This window comes from Photorhabdus sp. CRCIA-P01, from assembly GCF_003545805.1.
GTDB classification, from domain to species: domain Bacteria; phylum Pseudomonadota; class Gammaproteobacteria; order Enterobacterales; family Enterobacteriaceae; genus Photorhabdus; species Photorhabdus antumapuensis.
Genome location: NZ_NMQR01000004.1, coordinates 171,070 through 189,242 on the forward strand (window position 1 = coordinate 171,070; position 18,173 = coordinate 189,242).

Here is an 18,173-nt window from a genome sequence, read left to right on the forward strand (position 1 = left end):
ATTCATTTTTTTAGCGAATTTACCTCGAATTATCTATAAAATACAGTTACACCTACCTCTTCACTATGCTATTTACTAGCCTCAGCAAGAAGGAGTCTTAATGGAGCACTCGACACCACTTATCACCACTATCGTTGGCGGGTTCTTTATCGCTTATCTGCTTGGTATGTTGGCACAACGCCTGAAAATCTCACCGCTGGTTGGTTATCTCACTGCGGGAGTACTCGCTGGTCCTTTCACTCCTGGTTTTGTCGCTGATGCATCACTGGCCCCCGAACTGGCAGAAATTGGTGTCATCTTATTGATGTTTGGTGTCGGACTGCATTTTTCACTCAAAGATCTGCTAGCAGTAAAATCCATTGCTATCCCTGGTGCTATTGCACAAATACTGGTCGCGACACTACTTGGAGTAGGGCTATCAGCAATACTGGGTTGGGAATTATTTAGCGGTATCGTCTTTGGCCTCTGTCTATCAACCGCCAGTACCGTTGTTCTGTTACGAGCGCTAGAAGAGCGCCAATTGATCGATAGCCAACGAGGTCAAATAGCTATTGGCTGGCTGATTGTCGAAGATCTGGCGATGGTGCTGACTCTGGTATTACTGCCCGCGGCTGCCGGTATTCTTGGTAATAAAGAAGCCAATATCGGGCAGTTAATTATGGAACTCGCCATGACAGTCGGCAAAGTTATCGCTTTTATCTTGCTGATGATTGTTGTTGGCCGCCGTCTAATCCCGTGGGTACTGGCAAAAACGGCAAGTACCGGTTCCAGGGAACTATTTACCCTTGCCGTGTTGGTTATCGCCTTGGGTATCGCTTACGGTGCCGTTGCTCTGTTTGATGCCTCATTCGCACTAGGGGCGTTCTTCGCCGGTATGGTACTGAACGAATCAGAACTAAGCCACCGTGCCGCCCAGGATACGCTGCCACTCAGAGATGCTTTCGCCGTATTGTTCTTCGTTTCCGTTGGCATGCTGTTCGACCCAATGGTCCTCATTCAACAACCGCTATCGATACTGGCAACGTTGGCAATCATTATTATTGGTAAGTCCGCCGCTGCAATGTTACTCGTAAAGATGTTCGGCCACTCACGCCGGACCGCATTGACGATTTCAGTCAGTCTGGCGCAAATCGGTGAATTTGCCTTTATTCTGGCTGGTCTTGGGGTTGCACTCGGCCTGCTTGATGGAAATGCCCGTAACCTTGTTCTGGCGGGCGCGATTGTTTCTATCATGCTAAACCCAGTTCTATTTAGCCTGTTGGATCGCTATCTGGAAAAAACAGAAACTATTGAAGAACAGTTATTGGAAGAAACGTTGGAAGAAGAGACGCAAATTCCTGTCGATATCTGCGGTCACACTATCGTTGTCGGCTACGGGCGTATCGGCGGCTTGCTATGCCAACGCTTGCAGGAAAAAGGGATCCCTCTGGTTGTTATTGAAAACACCAGAGCCAAATTTGAGGAACTCGGTGAACAAGGTATCAGTGCGGTCATGGGCAACGCTGCCAGCAAAGATATTATGTCATTGGCACGCTTGGATTGCGCCTGCTCCCTCCTGCTGACTATTCCTAATGGCTATGAAGCGGGTGAGATTGTCGCCTGTGCAAGAGAAGTACGCCCAGATATTAATATCATTGTCCGAGCTGACTATGACGATGAAGTTACCTATATCACGGAGCGTGGGGCTAGCCACGTCATTATTGGTGAGCATGAAATTGCCAAAACAATGGCAAGTGTATTAGCCAACAGTGAGCAAGGCTATCCAACTGAGCCTCCCCCTGCCTCGTCCTTTTCGCCATTACTTTGAGGAAAAGCGACTATTGATGGAATAATTCCCTATTCATTACTGAGTAGGGTTTTCCCTTCTATTCTATAATGAACCATATGAGCCGTTCTTATCACTTTAACTACCAATGATAAGGGCAGCTCAGAGGGAGCAAAACTTTCAGCTAAAGTAGCTATTCAATTCTGTACAACAAAAATCAATCGGATTATCAATTAATCCTTAGCCCATTCAAAACAAGATTCAGCAACTCATTGAGGTAAATGTTTTTTATTAATAGGGAAGGTAAATACCATGCATTGAATTTTTAGCGTTACTTAACATGATCATGGTATTTACCCAATTAAAATAAAGACACTCTACACAATTTCAGCCACCTTCAATCACCATTAGCCTCATGAAAAAGCCAATTAATCAGAAGATCGCAATATCAAACATTTCATTGCGTTAAAGATATAAAACACCTTTCATTGACGTGTAAAACATTGAGACTGAGAAAACACATAACACTAAAGAAGCAAGACGATAAAACAAATCAGGCTTTAAACTCCCTTTTGCTAACTTTTCTATACATAGCATTTTCCCAACCCCAACCCAAATCAGGGAAACGGGTAATAATGCACAAACAAAAACTGTCATGCATGGAATGTATTCTGACCACAAAGTAAATGCAGTAAGAGGAAATACATATGTAGCAAACACAAAAGCCTTAGGATTCAACAGTGTGGTAAATAATACCGTGACAAAATGGACTTTCGTCTTGTTTTTGTCTAATGAGAAATGCCAAACTTTCAAGGCTAGATAAGCAATGTATGTCGAAGCGCAAACCTTTAAGGCGACCAGTGACCACACAAAAGTGTGCGAGGCTGTGGATAAAAATAATCCCCACAAACTAATTGCTGTTATATAACCAAATGCCTCAGCCAATATCAGCCTGAGTGTACTAATAAAACCATGTGAATATCCAGATGATACCAAAAGCGTATTTGTTGGTCCTGGCATAATTAGGACCATGCTCACCATACTGGCAATTCTTATATAATCGTAGTAACTATTCATAGTATCCTCAATGGCTGTTATGCATAATAATTAATCATTTGAAATATAATAGGAAATTTTTAGTAAAAAATTTCATCATGCTCCTCCTTCTCTCTAAATTAACAATAATAAGTTATGGTCATTAAATACCATTACTTTCACTTAATAGCTATTAGTCTCGTCTTTTCTCTAAATGTTAGTAATCTCAATAACTCCAATTCAGTAATAAAAGATACAAAAAATCTTTCCTAATATAGGCAACAAAATAAAATAATTACAGAAAACAAAAAGTATTTCGCTAAATGATCCTTCTTAGTTATCAATCATCGCCAAAGTTTCGTTATCTAAATTAGCATCAGAAAACACTAATCCATATATCAATACTATACAAAAATATGAAATTCCGTATCAACTTGGGGAATATTCCTAAAATATAGCAGCTCCAATCCATGTATAACTAATATCATTTCTATATATGGGCAATATCATTTCAATATATAAAGAATATCATTTCAATACACAGCCAATATCATTTCAACATATTACTAATGAAGGAATGTTTTCTAGCCAATCATCTTGATTATAATTAGTAGAATCAACAATTGAAAACTCAGTTCCAAGATTTTTAAAAAATGTGATTTTAGTTCAAAATCATCCTTTATCTAATCCCTCCTAAAATAAATAGAAAAATTAGAGAAATAATTAAATCAGCATGATTAGTGTTGGTAATACTAACGACATCCAACTATATTAGCAATACGCCATCATGTGGAATTTCCATACATAGAACAAAAGGATCATTGAAAGATAAAAGACAAACAGAGAATTCAATTTACATATTATTGCTATCTAAGTGATATAAACATTCTAGATAGATTCAAATATTATGTGAATTTATTCAAACAGATATATAAATAATAACGAGATACTTTGGCTTTTATACATTCAACGAAAAATCATTACTTATAATAAAATAAATCCTAACTACCATTCACAATCCTAATAAATAATTTTATACCTAAATTTCAGCACCGCATTAATTTATACGGTGCCAGAATTTTATAATTATCGTTCCCAGTAAGATTCTTCCAAACTATCTTCCTTTTCAGGTAAACCACGGCTTAATCGAGGGGAATGCTGACTCAATACCTGATAACTAACTCTGTTGGCATATTTACACACTTGAGCAAGTGATGAATATGTCAGATAAGTACGGATATGTTTACTGGAATTAGGCACATTCATTCTATGGTGATTGTTGGCCGTTATATCATGCAGTAAAGCAGATAAAGCACCATCACCTGCCCCATTGGTATTCATGATTTTTTCTGGCCCCCCCATATAAGGTTCAATATGGGAATAAACTTTCATCGGGATTTGGCAATCAGATTTACGCATAGCGCGACTGAACTCATAACGATTAAATTCAGCAATAGCACCCGGTAACAATGGGTGGGTTGTCTGACGCATATAATCTTTTTCCGTATAACCTGCCATATATAATCCAGCCGGCCCCGCAGTACACAAAACTAAATCGACCCAATCCAATGCAATATCTGAAGCCAATAGTGGATCACTGAAACCAGTAAGCTCATAAGCTTCATCTTCATTCATTGCTAGAACAGAAATATTCTCAACCAGAAAATCACGCCACAATTGTGGATCATCAGCAATAACATATTTTGTCCCTAGCGTCAGAACCACAGGCACACTATGCTTTTTCGCATATTCGATAGCTTTCATGGTTGCTTCTGGCATGGGTTCTCCCGGCTTGCAACGAATCAAGTAAGCAGTCAATACCAAAGCAGAAGCTTCAGCAATAATCTTCTCAGGAATACTTTCCGGTTTAAGTTGATTCATTTGCCCAGGACTAATGGCAAAAGTGCGCTCACCATTTTCCGTTACTAGCGTAAAACAACGCCCAATTGCCCCGTTCACACCTTGTAAGTAGTTCAGATCAGTCCGGCTAGACGTGTTACATAAATAGCGGTAAGCATAACTACCAATCTGAATATTACTGCACATAGTACCCAGTAAGACGGAACGATCATCGGCAAGAACTGAGTAATTATGTAAAGTATTACCAATAGTGCCACCCGCGAATTCGTGGCTAATAAGATTATTATCAGTAAGTTCTTTATACAGGGTTTCAGCTACATCATCTTCAATAACTAATGAATGCCCTTGGCTGAGGTTATAGCGCTGGATAAAATCTTCATCTACTTTCGCCTCAATATCCACTAATGTCTGATCGATACCAACGATATAAGCTCGGTTATTCTCACCATCCATCATCTCTTTAATTGGCTGGAGTAAAGGATCACGCAGACTGACGGGAAAATAGTGTTTTGATTTACGTTTACCAGGGAATTTCATTTTTGATTGATGCTATGACGCCAAAAGGTGCAGCATATTAGCACAATAAAAACTGACAGGCAGCAAATGTCACGACGACATTTACTGCCAAGGAAAACTTAAACCGCTTGCTGACGACTACGTACCATATGACGAATTAAAACAAACACCACAGCCAAGATCAGCCCAAGGAAAGCACCGCCTATTAAGATAAGTAGACGCTTTGGTGAATCTTTCGCTGTTGGCTCATAAGGAGCCTGCATATATCTAAATGGTTGGAAGTTAACTTTGTCTATTATAAGCGCTTTCAGCTCCTTTATATAAAACAATCGGTTACGTAAATCAGCATCAATCAAGGCTGGATCTTTGATCTCCTCCGTAATTTGCAGCTTACGTTGTAATGCATCAGCACCCAAAGCAATGGAATAATCTGGATCGTCTTTGATCATCGCCCCTTCACTGGAAATAGGTTTTTTAATTCCTGCCGAATTGGCGATAGATAATGCATATTTCAATCGCTCAATATTAGCTTCCTGTATATTATTCACACGGTTTAAATCAACGCTATACAAACCTTCAGAGTAAGCAAGCTTTTGTTTCACCATATCGCTTAATTCACTCTTCACCTGTTCATGGACAATAGACGACACATAGTCAATATAGCCATTTAACAGATTATATGCATCTTCTGAGGTTCCAGCACTAAAAGTCAATTTAGTTTCACTATTTTCATCATCTTTTTCCGCTTTTGAAGAAGATGAAATATTATCATTCACAATCTTTTCAATAAGTTTTCTTTCTGCAAGTGGTGAGCGATCACCTGATTTAGCCACCAGATTTTTAAAATATTCTGTATTAACCAGATATTCTTCACGTAAAACCCGTGAATTAAAATTATTTAAAAAACTATTATACAGTGACGACGAAGTTACTGATGATTGTAAACTTAAAACCTCGAACTTAGTCAGAAGATTTTTAAGTGGCTGTATCTCTTCAAGTTGAGGTTTAACAATAGAAGCTGAACTGCTCCACTTTTGTGGCATCAAAGATACCGCTGCAAAGCCAATGACAGCAAAAAGGATAGTAACAGCAATAATCAATAACTTTGATTGAAATAAAACAGAGAATAACTCAAACAAATCAATTTCATCATCTCGTTTTGAATTGTAATAATTAAAATATTCTTCACTGAAATTAGTGCCTTTAATCGGTTTATTACTCATTATTTATATCCAAATTCAAATATGCTGTTACTCATTGATATACAGAACATCATTCCACTGCGCCTATAGGTTAATTCCCATTTACTCTGAAACAAGTATGGCAGTTCCACGAGGCTGGCATCCGTGTAGCAATATACCTTAAAAAGCCAATGGACCCTAATGATAGATTAATCCTATCACTATTCATTTCTGTTTCTGACCAACCCGTTGACCAACTCTTCAAGTAGTAAAATATGACTAGCATTGTCGTTAAGCGCCGGAATATATTCAAATTTTTCCCCACCAGCATTAAGAAACATCTCTTTATTTAGCTGTTTTATCTCTTCCAGCGTTTCCAGACAATCAGACGAAAAACCAGGGCAAAGTACCTGAATATGTTTTATTCCCTGATTAGGTAGAGTTTTCATAGTTTGATCTACGTATGGTGTCAGCCATTGCTCACGACCAAAACGTGATTGATAAGCCATCATTACCCGCTCTGCCGGATAATGAATAGCTTGCTTTAGCAACCGTGTTGTTAATTTACACTGCTCAGCATAAATATCACCCGTATCAACAAAACGCTGCGGAATACCATGATAGGAAAGCAATAATCTGTCCGGTTGACCATGCTTATCGAAACTCTGCTCAATAGTTTCTTTCAGTGCGGAAATATAAGCCGGATGATCAGCATAACTACGAATAAAGTGAATCCCAGGAATAGTGCGGTATTTTTGTAATACTAGACTGACACCATCAAATACAGCCGCAGATGAGGAACCAGAATATTGGGGATAAAGTGGTAAAACAATCAGCTGCTCAACATTCTGCTTAAGTAAGTTGTCAATCGCTTGTTCAAGAGATGGAGAACCGTAATTCATTGCCAGTTCAACAGGGATGTCAGCAAGTCTTTCTGCCAGTAATTTCTGTTGCCGACGGCCATATACTAACAGAGGAGAACCTTCATCAGTCCAAATTTTCTGATATAACTTTGCTACACGTGAAGAGCGGAAAGGCAAAACAAAACCATATAATATTGGCTTCCAGATAAATCGAGATAAGTCTATGACTCTTTTATCACTAAGAAACTCAGCTAAATAACGTCTTATAGCCGTAGTTGTCGGTTTATCAGGAGTGCCAAGATTAACTAATAAAACACCAAATTTACCGTTGTTCATTATGTCGATCCTTTATTGTTTCGCTGGTGAAAACCCTAACATAATAAAATACAGATGAAAATCATGTTTATCTACGAAAACAGTGAAGAAAAACCGACTAATTTACCTGATACAGTAAATAAATAATATAGGATAAGGCGACTTATTAGTCGCCCTCTAAGAATCATTTAGGTTGATTAATCCAAAATTTTAGATAATTCTTCACTAATCTCAGATACCTTACGAGTACCATCAATTCTAAAATATTTGGTATAATCTGCCTCTGCTTCTTTTTGATAGTAAGATACTAAAGGTGCTGTCTGTTGATGGTATTCAACTAAACGTTTACGCACGATATCTTCGTGATCGTCTTTACGAACGGTCAACTCTTCACCCGTAATATCATCCTTGTTTTCTACTGTCGGCGGATTAAATTTGATGTGATAGACACGGCCAGATGGCGCATGTATACGACGCCCAATGATACGTTCAATAATGAGTTCATCGGGAACATCAAATTCCAAGACATAATCAACATTAATACCCGCTTCTTTCATTGCATCAGCCTGGGGAATAGTACGGGGGAACCCATCCAACAAGAAACCATCACGGCAGTCATCTTGTTTGATGCGCTCTTTGACCAAAGCAATAACCAGTTCATCGGTAACCAGCTTACCATGATCCATCAACGCTTTCGCTTTTAAACCCAATTCTGTGCCAGCCTTAACCGCAGTACGCAACATATCGCCAGTAGAAATTTGAGGGATCCCATATTTCTCCACGATAAATTGCGCCTGAGTCCCTTTACCGGCGCCCGGAGCGCCCAGCAGAATGATACGCATTGCGTAAATCCCCTTGCTAGTTAGTTTTTATATTTTGAGAAAACGAGTCACCATACCATTTAGCATGGGGTTCGCTCAAGGAAACAGGTAAACGATTTCGTGATATTTTTCTATAAAAATAAACCACGCCCCATCACATTATCAGAGGCGTGGTTTCCAATCGTCACCAAAAATGATTAAATCAAGCTTTCTCAGACAACAATAGCTGATTCATACGGCGAATAAACTGATTTGGGTCTTCCAACGTGCCACGCTCAGCAAACAATGCCTGATCAAGCAACAGTTCAATCCAATCCGCGAATTGAGCTTCATCACTGATATCAGCAGCCAGTTTTACTAACTGATGATCAGGATTCAGTTCAAAATTGTACTTAACATCCGGCACCTGTTGACCTGCCGCAGCAAATAATTTCGCCATCTGCGTACTCATTTCATCTGCATTTGTAGTCACAATTGCCGGAGTATCAGTCAGACGGTGAGTCAATTTAACCTCTTTTACTCGATCACCAAGCAATGTTTTCACACGCTCAACAAACGGCTCCAGTTGTTTTTCAATTTCTTCCTGTTCAGCTTTGTTTTCATCTGCCAGTTTATCCAGGGATTCATCGGCTTTACTGACTGACTGGAATTTTTTACCATCAAAATCAGTGAGGTATCCCATCATCCATTCATCAATGCGATCTGACAGCAACAGAACTTCAATACCTTTCTTACGAAACAACTCCAGATGAGGACTGTTTTTCGCCGCAGCATAACTGTCTGCGGTGATGTAGTAGATCTTATCCTGACCTTCCGTCATCCTACTAACATACTCTTCCAGAGAAACTGTTTGTGCCGAGCTGTCATTATGAGTAGAAGCAAAACGCAGCAATTTAGCGATAGCTTCTTTATTGGTACTATCCTCTGCCGGACCTTCTTTTATCACCAGACCAAACTGTTGCCAAAATTGCTGGTACTTTTCCGCATCATCTTTCGCCAGTTTATCCAGCATCTGTAATGCACGTTTAGTCAATGCATTACGTAAATTACGGGTAATAGAATTATCTTGCAAAATTTCACGGGAAACGTTCAGCGGCAAGTCGTTGGAGTCAATCAGGCCACGGACAAAGCGTAAATAGTTCGGCATAAACTGTTCCGCATCATCCATAATAAACACACGCTGGACATACAATTTCAGCCCGTGCTTATGCTCACGGTTCCACATATCCCACGGAGCCTGAGATGGAATATAGAGCATGCTAGTATATTCCTGTTTACCTTCTACGCGGTTATGGCTCCAGATCAGAGGATCAGAAAAATCATGAGAAATATGTTTGTAGAACTCTTTGTACTCTTCATCTGTAATTTCAGATTTACCACGAGTCCACAAAGCTTGAGCTTTATTAATCTTCTCCCACGTTACTGTGTCCTCTTCACCCTCTTCTTCGCTCTTATTCTTGGTTTCAATTTCAACCGGCAAGGCAATATGGTCAGAGTATTTACTGATAACAGAACGCAAACGCCAGTCATTCAGGAATTCATCTTCTCCTTCACGTAAATGAAGGGTGATCTCTGTACCGCGCGTCTCTTTTTCAATATCAGCAACTGTGTAATCGCCTTCTCCGGCAGATTCCCAGAATACACCCTGATCAATTGAAGCGCCGGCAGCACGAGTACGTACAGTGACTTTATCAGACACAATAAATGCGGAGTAAAACCCAACACCAAACTGACCAATTAACTGGCTGTCTTTAGCTTGATCTGAACCAATAGATTCCAGAAAAGCTTTTGTTCCTGATTTAGCGATTGTTCCAAGATTATCGATAACCTCATCACGAGTCATACCAATGCCATTATCACTAATCGTGATGCTTCTCTTTTCTTTATCAAAAGAAAGGCGAACGCGTAGTTCACCATCATTTTCATAAAGTTTTGGCGCAGATAATGCGCGGAAACGCAATTTGTCAGCAGCATCGGAAGCGTTTGAGATTAGCTCACGAAGGAAAATCTCTTTATTGGAATAGAGTGAATGGATCATTAATTGCAGAAGTTGTTTTACTTCAGACTGAAATCCACGGGTTTCCTGACCTTTCATACTCATTTATTACCTCAATCTAAATCCAGTTCAGACAGACAAAATCAGACGATAATATGCAGATGGGGATAAATAAGTTGAATTTCAAGTTTGATTATCCAAAAGAGTTTGAAATAACTTTCATCATAGCAGAATGATCTAAGAGACATGCGCCACATAAATGTAGCGCCTCAAAGTCTTTACGATTTGATCTAAACAAAATTACAACACTATTCCTTTCCAACTAGATAAAACCGTAAGCCATTAATGGAAAATCAATAAGTAATCTTCTGCCGCCCGGCAATTGAATGAGACAATGTTGTACCGTCTACCATCTCAAGTTCACCACCAACCGGTACACCATGAGCAATACGACTTGCTGTTACACCATACTGAAAGCATATCTCTGCGATATAATTGGCAGTGGCCTCTCCCTCCACTGTCGGATTAGTCGCCAAAATCACCTCTGAAACCTCTTCAGTAGAGAGACGATCCTCAAGACAATCTAAACCAATATCCATTGGGCCAATGCCATCCAATGGGGATAAATGCCCCATCAATACAAAGTAACGCCCGGCAAACTGCCCGGTTTGTTCAATAGCATGAATATCCGCAGGGCTTTCAACCACACAGATTTGACCATTTTGTTGACGGCGTGGATTAGCACAAATTGTACACTGTTCCTGTTCGGTAAAAGTCCGGCAATATTTACAGTGTCCAATTTCTGACATTGCTCTGGTCAATGCCTGAGCCAAACGCATTCCACCACTGCGATCACGCTGTAGCAGATGAAAAGCCATCCGCTGTGCAGATTTAGGGCCAACCCCTGGTAAACAGCGTAACGCTTCCATCAAGGATTCAAGGAGAGGACTAGTTTGCATCAGAATGGCATCTTAAAGCCTGGTGGCAATTGCATCCCACTGGAAATACCTGACATTTTCTCTTTCTGAGTTTCTTCAATACGACGGGCTGCGTCATTGAATGCAGCGGCAATCAGGTCTTCCAACATCTCTTTATCATCTTCCATCAGGCTTGGATCGATCTCAACACGACGGCAATTATGAGCACCATTGATAGTCACTTTAACCAGACCTGCACCCGACTCCCCCGTCACTTCCAGATTGGCGATCTCTTCTTGCATTTTCTGCATTTTGTCCTGCATTTGCTGGGCCTGTTTCATCAAATTGCCCAAACCACCTTTACCAAACATAGATTTCTCTCTTCGCTATGGCTACATCGTACAAAGGTACAGATTGCAGCATGGTTAAACCGGCCGGATACTCTCTTCATCCAATTCAGCATCAAATACCTGCCGCAATGTTTGAATAGTTTTATCCGCAATAATTGATTGGCGAGCTTGTGCCAATTTCTCTTCATAAATGGCTTGTCGCCACTCCAGCGGAGTTTTCTCCGCAGGATTATCATCTTCAATAATACTGAATTCAACCGTTACGCCATACAACTCGCTTAAAGCCCCCGCTAATGACTTTTGTGCGAAAGCGGAATTAAGGTGACGCTGGCTCGAACGCAAGTGTAAACGGATATTATTTGCACTAACCTGCTCTTTGAATGCATTTAATGCCAATTGCTGCACCAGTTTAGGAATTTTAAGTTTACCAACTTCTGTGGCCCATGCGTCTCTCTGTTTAGACTCTTCCGTTAATTTCTCTGCCAGCTCTGATGTTTTCTCATGTTCCAAAGCTGTTCTTAAAGCCTTTGGTGTGGCCACATGAGTTTCTGTTTTCTCCTCAATATTCTTGGCACGCCAACGGTAAGCTTCTTTTTTCTCAGGTTTGTTTTCCTGTTTTTTATCTATTGATGGCTGAGGTCGCTGTCCTGACACTGCGGCAAGCCGTTCCAATGCTGAAGTTGCTGACTTCATCTTAACAGGCGTAGCTGATTCAGGCTTTTTTGTTGACGTTTGCTCTTGCTGTCGGGATAACACATTCCTTGCTTTCAGCAACTGCGCTGTTGGGCTTGATGCAAGCGCCTGTGGTATCTGGGGCTCCGACTGAGAAGCTCTATCCAATTGTGCCGGTTCATTAATATAATTAGCAGGTGGCACATCCCCCTGATCACTATGTTTCGGCCGTGCTGTAACTGATGGTATAACCGCAGAATGTACCACCGGTGCCACAACCTCTTCAATAACGGCTTTCGGATGAAATGCCAAAGCTCTGAACAGAGCCATTTCAACACCCATCCTACGCTCCGGTGCATACGGCAAGTCCCTACGACCAATCAGCAAAGTTTGATAATAAAGTTGCAAATCTTCCGGTGAAACAGCTTTTGCCAATATCCGCAAACGGCCTTCAATTGATGAAGAAGCGATTTCTGGCTGAGAAGGTAACAACTGGAGCATTGCAATACGATGCAGCAATGCAAGAATTTCTACCAGCAAATCCTCCCAGTCAGCCCCCCGCGCAGCGACTTGTTCCACCAATGCCATAACCCGCTGACCGTCAGCTCGAATCAATGCTTCAATAATTGATAACGGCTGTTCATCATCTAAAGTTCCTAGCATCAAGCTGACTATTTCAGCTGTCACCAGCCCTTGTCCGATAGCAATAGCCTGATCTGTCAGACTCAACGCATCACGCATGCTGCCATCAGCAGCACGAGCCAATAGCTGACGAGCACGGCTGTCACTCTCTATATGTTCAGCTTTAAGAATACGCTCAAGCTGATCACTTATCTGACCAATATCCAGCGATTTGAGATGGAACTGCAAACAACGGGAAAGAATAGTCACAGGCAATTTTTGCGGATCAGTCGTTGCCAGTAGAAACTTCACATGCTCAGGCGGCTCTTCCAACGTTTTCAATAATGCATTGAAACTGTGGCGGGAAAGCATATGCACTTCATCAATCAGGTAGACTTTAAAACGCCCACGAGCCGGAGCATATTGCACGTTATCCAGCAATTCGCGCGTATCTTCAACTTTAGTACGGGAAGCCGCATCAATTTCAATTAAATCGACAAATCGCCCCTGTTCAATCTCAAGGCAATTAACACATTTACCACAAGGCTTATCCGTAATACCTATTTCACAATTTAGCCCCTTGGCAAACAAACGGGCGATCGTTGTTTTCCCAACACCTCTAGTGCCAGAAAATAAATAGGCGTGATGAAGCCGACCATGGGCAAGACCATTAGCTAACGCAGTCAGGACATATTCCTGACCAATTACATCAGAAAATATTTGTGGGCGCCACTTACGGGCAAGTACCTGATAGCTCATTGATACCGGAAAAAATCGAATACAGTTGAGTACCATGCTAACACAGCCTCACTACAGACAGCGAGGCCGATATGTTAGTAATACGAAAATAAGCAGATTAATGGCCTGGGAATTCCAATAGAGTGAAGCTGTTCACGCCTTGTTTTTGCAGACGCTCACTCCCTCCCAAATCAGGCAGGCCAATAACAAAGGCAGCTTCAGAAACTTCACCATCTAAATGACGGATTAAGCGAACAGTTGCCTCAATAGTGCCACCCGTTGCCAGCAGGTCATCAACAACTAACACCTTATCACCTTCTTTAATGCTGTCCTTATGTATTTCCAGTGTATCGGTGCCATACTCTAAATCGTAAGTTTCACTCAATGTTTCACGAGGTAATTTGCCTGCTTTACGGACAGGGATAAAACCAACACCGAGACGCAACGCAACTGGAGCTCCAAATAGAAAACCGCGAGCCTCAGTACCCACAATTTTTGTGATTCCTTTGTCCTGATATCGTTCTACCAGAAGATTAATTGTTGCCTGGTAGGCAAGAGGGTTATCCAATAAAGTCGTGATATCACGAAAAAGAACCCCCGGTTTAGGGTAATCAGGAATAGTTTCAATACTGTCTTTAATAAATTGCAGTTGCTGCGCGTTTGCGGTCATAATCGGTGCCAGTGAGTAGAACAACGAGAGTGCTAAAATCTATGCAAACTGATAAAAAAAAGCAACTGATGAACATGCATCAGCCTATTTTTTGTCGTTCCAAGTTAATTCTGCTTCGCAGAACATAATCATCGCAGGGTATAAATGAGTACACAACCGTTATTAAATTTACTCGAAAAACAGGTCGATATACTGGCCGAAGAGCTAGCACCATTAGCAGATACACCATTCTCTACTGCCCGGTTTGATCAGGCTTTATTTAACCGACATAGCGATAAACTCCGTGGTTATCTACAAGAGGTCAGGCACAACATGGTACAACTCAAAGAATGTGTACAGGATCACCGAACCGAACAGGTTGCATTTCTGACTGAGCGCTTAGTTGCCCAAATAGAAGCATTAAGGCGTGAATTGTCCACCCAGCCACTGAGAAAAAAAGAGAGCAGGTTCGAACATAAACAACAAGCTACTGACCTGTATCACAAACTGGCTGAACATCAGGATTATGAACGCCGTCTGCTCGCAATGATCAATGATAGAGAGCTAAAATTAAATCAACAAACTACACTGAGTAACCAGCAAAAAATACAGAAAGAGATCGCGGCATTAGCCGGAAGACTAGCACGTTGCCGCCAATCTCTGACGCGAATTGAAAAATCAATCGAATACAAAGAGAACATGGATTAACGATTCAAATGAGGAATGTTTTATGTCAGTCGAACAAGCACCACCTGAAGTTCAACTTGCTGTTGATCTGATCTATTTACTGGAATGTAATGAAATCACTCCTGAAATCGCACTCGCCGCACTGGAAATAGTCAAATACGACTATCAAGCAAAATTAGCGAAGCAATCACAGTCGACGAAGGAATATTGAACGATTTACTTCAAACACCTTAATAGATATCTTGATCGATACTATAAAAGATTCACGTTTGTCTTAAGTATATGATCATACATTCATATCAATATCAGCCTTTGCAAAATTTCAAACGGCTTTATATCGTCACTCGCTCTTTCCACTATTTCGTTTAAGAAACGTTGAAGAATAATCATCCGCAGCAATTCGAGTGCAAAGCGGTTCCCATTCACAGCCTATACAAGCGGATCTTATGATCCCACGACTGAAAGCCCATCGCGCCTGTTTTAAATAGGTCTCATCAAGCCTCAACGTATGACCTATCTCAATTGGTCGGCCCATAAGAGCGCTAACTGCTTTCAAAGCTCGACTATCCCGGATAATAACACTCTCGCCAAAACAATGAGGTTCATCTTCTCCAAGCAAAGGAATACATATGTCATCCGGTCCTGCCACAATCAAGATATCTTCGTCCCAAATTCGAGGAATAATCCTATTGTAATTTTCGACAAAATCAGGGGAATATCCGTTACCTGCGTAGGTAAGAATACACAAAAGGTGATGACCTCTCAGAGATATTGTCATTGTTACATTCCCAAATGTGATCAAATATTGCATTTTTATACAATCAATGTTATACGATTGACACTGACCATCAATAGATCAATTTTTCTAATATAAATAAAATCGGCTAGGAGTCGACTCTTATGTCGTCACGGTGGGTATCAAACGAGCTTGTCAAATTATCATCAGAAAGCTTGCAGGCAATCATAGATAATAAGATTCCAGCAGTGATGATAGATGATTTTGCAACTATGGAAGAAGCAGAACAGCTTTCGTCTGCAATACTGAGCATACAGGCAAAGCCATATGAATTTGGAAGGCCGGGATTCTATTTGGGAAATTCACTTGCCCATTACCGTGATCGACCAAAAGAGCAATATTTTGCTCAAGTTAGCGTAGCTGAGCAAGATCGCATCCAAATTATCAATCAAGCTTTTGATCCAGTTGATCGGTTCATGCGATACATCAATCACGATACAAATTTCAGCATTTCAGTCGCAGAAGAACCGGGGTTCGGCCCCTATTTTGCTGGTATCGTCCGAATTATCTCCAGTGGCTCGGATCTACATATAGATTACGCACCCACTTTTGCGAAAGGAAATTTAATCATCGGAGATATATCGACTCAGCTTGCTTGGAACCTCTATATTTTATCTCCCTCTCAGGGAGGAGAAACCGTGATCTATAATCAACCATTCAAGAGTACTGTAGTCGATAAAACATACAAGCCATATGACAGTTCTCTATTAGTTGATTGCGAATCTTTCACTTTCCGACCTCAAGTTGGTTCAGTCGTCATTTTCAACACAACTAACCCTCATATTGTCCTACCTGCAAGTAGCAATCGCATTGCAACAGGCTCCTTCATCGGTGTATTAAATGAGAAAAAGTTAACCTTATGGTCGTAATACATCTCAGCGAAACATTTGGGGCCTGAATATGAAGAGTGCCTCTTCTTACTCCACTGCTGCTCTATATGTCGTGACGATCATCACTGGGGGAACATCGTGGTATGCAGCAAAACTACAATTAACTGATGTTTCACCTGTAATATCCCTGATTTACCGTTTTGGATGTGCGTCAGTACTGCTACTTCTGATTGCTGTAATTTCACGGGAAAGACTTACACACACCTGGCGCGAGCACCTCTCTTTTGCCGCACTTGGTACATTCGGATTCGCTGTCACATTCTTGCTGATTTACAAGGCTACGGCCTTGATCACTACCGGTTTAATCGCCCTTACCTACTCTTCAGTCATATTATTCAACGCCATAAATGCAATTCTCTTTCTACGGCAATCGATTTCATGGACAGTGCTGGTAGGCGCTGTAGTCGGGCTAACTGGGATAATTTTAGTCTTTAGCCCAGAATTTTTAAATAATGAGTGGAATTGGACAGGGTTCGGTTACGCAATTGCAGCAACCCTGACATTCTCATTTGCTAACATTTCCGCAGTTCAGTTACAGAGAAAAGGTGTCACTGTTCTGCCAATGACCGGGATTTCTATGGGATATGGCACCATATTCTTGTTCAGCTATGCCTTTTTGACCAAGCAAACATTTGATTTTGATCTATCACCAGCCTATGTAACATCTCTATTCTATTTGATCCTGTTTCCTTCGGTAATTGGGTATACAACTTACTTTGCCGTTGTCGGTCGTTTGGGGGCTGAACGAGGAGCTTATGCCATGCTTATCGTTCCACTCGTAGCCTTAACGATCTCCAGCGTTACAGAGGGCTATCGTCCAACCATTTGGGCCATAATCGGCACAATGATGACACTTAGCGGTAACTATTGGGTAATCACAAACAAACATCAACCCACGACAAAAACTGCCCCTTAAGAACGCGGTTCAAGAGTGGGATAAGCCCGACGAACCGTTTTCGCAATCAAAATAACTAGTACTATTTTGATAATATCTCCCGGTACGAATCCAATCGAACCTACGGTTGCTTGCCAGATGCTGATATTGGCAAGTACGGCAACCCACGGGATACCGATCACATAAACAACCATAACTCCACCAAAGACAAGAAATGCAGCTTCTTTAAAGGTATTTAGTTTTGTAAGATTTTTCTCATACAAATAGCCGATAACAAAAGCGGCAATCGGCCATGCTAAAATAAAACCACCACTTGGACTGAGAAAGACACCCAATCCTCCCCGCCCTCCAGCCATTACTGGTAATCCAACGGTCACAAGCACACAAAAAAGCAACAATGCTAATCCACCCCGTTTCGCACCAATAATGGCACCAGCAAGCATTGCTCCCATCGACTGCGCTGTTATCGGAACGCCCACAACGGGAAGTGTCAATGGCGGAAATAAACCCAATGCTACGGTTAGAGAGGCAAATAGAGCTATATAAACAATATCTTTGGTAGACATTTAATCCCCTCTTTCTTTTCGATAAAACCACAAATCCCGC

The 18,173-nt window shown here is 41.1% G+C and carries 17 protein-coding genes; 5 read left to right on the plus strand and 12 right to left on the minus strand.

All coding sequences use genetic code 11. From position 1 onward, the window contains the following. The first annotated feature begins 100 nt into the window (after positions 1-100). Positions 101-1,807: a YbaL family putative K(+) efflux transporter gene (gene ybaL / locus D3222_RS04520; RefSeq protein ID WP_118985073.1), complete on the plus strand. Its 1,707-nt coding sequence runs from the start codon at positions 101-103 to the stop codon at positions 1,805-1,807. A 423-nt stretch (positions 1,808-2,230) separates the two neighbouring features. On the opposite strand, the gene D3222_RS04525 is transcribed toward ybaL, so the two are convergent. The 10 genes from D3222_RS04525 to apt all read right to left on the minus strand — a co-directional run bounded on the left by D3222_RS04525 (position 2,231) and on the right by apt (position 14,320). Beyond that, positions 2,231-2,842, minus strand: a complete 612-nt coding sequence (locus tag D3222_RS04525; RefSeq protein ID WP_118985074.1) for a LysE family translocator — start codon at positions 2,840-2,842, stop codon at positions 2,231-2,233. Positions 2,843-3,886: 1,044 nt separating this feature from the next. Next, positions 3,887-5,197 carry an inosine/guanosine kinase gene (locus D3222_RS04530; protein ID WP_118985075.1) on the minus strand — a complete coding sequence of 437 codons (1,311 nt, stop codon included), beginning with the start codon at positions 5,195-5,197 and terminating at the stop codon, positions 3,887-3,889. A gap of 98 nt (positions 5,198-5,295) precedes the next feature. Beyond that, positions 5,296-6,399: an LPS O-antigen length regulator Wzz(fepE) gene (gene wzz(fepE) / locus D3222_RS04535; protein ID WP_118985076.1), complete on the minus strand. Its 1,104-nt coding sequence runs from the start codon at positions 6,397-6,399 to the stop codon at positions 5,296-5,298. 179 nt (positions 6,400-6,578) lie between these two features. Beyond that, complete coding sequence (gene hemH, locus D3222_RS04540; RefSeq protein WP_118985077.1) at positions 6,579-7,556, minus strand: ferrochelatase; 978 nt, start codon at positions 7,554-7,556, stop codon at positions 6,579-6,581. A 176-nt stretch (positions 7,557-7,732) separates the two neighbouring features. Continuing rightward, positions 7,733-8,377 (minus strand): adenylate kinase, encoded by a 645-nt coding sequence (gene adk, locus D3222_RS04545; RefSeq protein WP_118985078.1) that lies wholly within the window; start codon positions 8,375-8,377, stop codon positions 7,733-7,735. 181 nt (positions 8,378-8,558) lie between these two features. Beyond that, positions 8,559-10,451, minus strand: coding sequence for a molecular chaperone HtpG (gene htpG, locus D3222_RS04550; protein WP_198672743.1), 1,893 nt, complete (start codon positions 10,449-10,451; stop codon positions 8,559-8,561). A gap of 254 nt (positions 10,452-10,705) precedes the next feature. Continuing rightward, a complete protein-coding gene (gene recR / locus D3222_RS04555) occupies positions 10,706-11,311 on the minus strand; it encodes a recombination mediator RecR (RefSeq protein ID WP_118985080.1) in 606 nt (201 codons plus the stop codon). Then, positions 11,311-11,640 carry a YbaB/EbfC family nucleoid-associated protein gene (locus D3222_RS04560; RefSeq protein ID WP_118985081.1) on the minus strand — a complete coding sequence of 110 codons (330 nt, stop codon included), beginning with the start codon at positions 11,638-11,640 and terminating at the stop codon, positions 11,311-11,313. Before D3222_RS04560 ends, recR begins: the two co-directional genes overlap by 1 nt. Before the next feature lie 54 nt (positions 11,641-11,694). Then, the gene (gene dnaX, locus D3222_RS04565; RefSeq protein WP_118985136.1) at positions 11,695-13,671 is read right to left on the minus strand and encodes a DNA polymerase III subunit gamma/tau; all 1,977 of its coding nucleotides are present in this window, start codon (positions 13,669-13,671) and stop codon (positions 11,695-11,697) included. 97 nt (positions 13,672-13,768) lie between these two features. Further along, the gene (apt, locus tag D3222_RS04570) at positions 13,769-14,320 is read right to left on the minus strand and encodes an adenine phosphoribosyltransferase (RefSeq protein WP_118985082.1); all 552 of its coding nucleotides are present in this window, start codon (positions 14,318-14,320) and stop codon (positions 13,769-13,771) included. Positions 14,321-14,464: 144 nt separating this feature from the next. Between apt and priC the strand changes: the two genes are divergently transcribed. Beyond that, complete coding sequence (gene priC / locus D3222_RS04575; protein ID WP_118985083.1) at positions 14,465-15,007, plus strand: primosomal replication protein PriC; 543 nt, start codon at positions 14,465-14,467, stop codon at positions 15,005-15,007. 22 nt (positions 15,008-15,029) lie between these two features. Then, the gene (gene rsmS / locus D3222_RS04580) at positions 15,030-15,197 is read left to right on the plus strand and encodes a pleiotropic regulatory protein RsmS (protein ID WP_118985084.1); all 168 of its coding nucleotides are present in this window, start codon (positions 15,030-15,032) and stop codon (positions 15,195-15,197) included. Positions 15,198-15,326: 129 nt separating this feature from the next. Here the strand turns inward: rsmS and D3222_RS04585 are convergent, their stop codons facing one another. Further along, positions 15,327-15,764, minus strand: a complete 438-nt coding sequence (locus D3222_RS04585; RefSeq protein WP_118985085.1) for a DUF1284 domain-containing protein — start codon at positions 15,762-15,764, stop codon at positions 15,327-15,329. A 122-nt stretch (positions 15,765-15,886) separates the two neighbouring features. Here D3222_RS04585 and D3222_RS04590 point away from each other — a divergent pair, with 122 nt between their 5' ends. Then, the gene (locus D3222_RS04590) at positions 15,887-16,651 is read left to right on the plus strand and encodes a 2OG-Fe(II)-dependent halogenase WelO5 family protein (protein WP_118985086.1); all 765 of its coding nucleotides are present in this window, start codon (positions 15,887-15,889) and stop codon (positions 16,649-16,651) included. Positions 16,652-16,724: 73 nt separating this feature from the next. Next, positions 16,725-17,588: a DMT family transporter gene (locus D3222_RS04595; protein ID WP_198672739.1), complete on the plus strand. Its 864-nt coding sequence runs from the start codon at positions 16,725-16,727 to the stop codon at positions 17,586-17,588. On the opposite strand, the gene D3222_RS04600 is transcribed toward D3222_RS04595, so the two are convergent. Beyond that, positions 17,585-18,133 (minus strand): biotin transporter BioY, encoded by a 549-nt coding sequence (locus D3222_RS04600; protein WP_118985088.1) that lies wholly within the window; start codon positions 18,131-18,133, stop codon positions 17,585-17,587. The genes D3222_RS04595 and D3222_RS04600 overlap by 4 nt on opposite strands. Positions 18,134-18,173 lie beyond the last annotated feature (40 nt).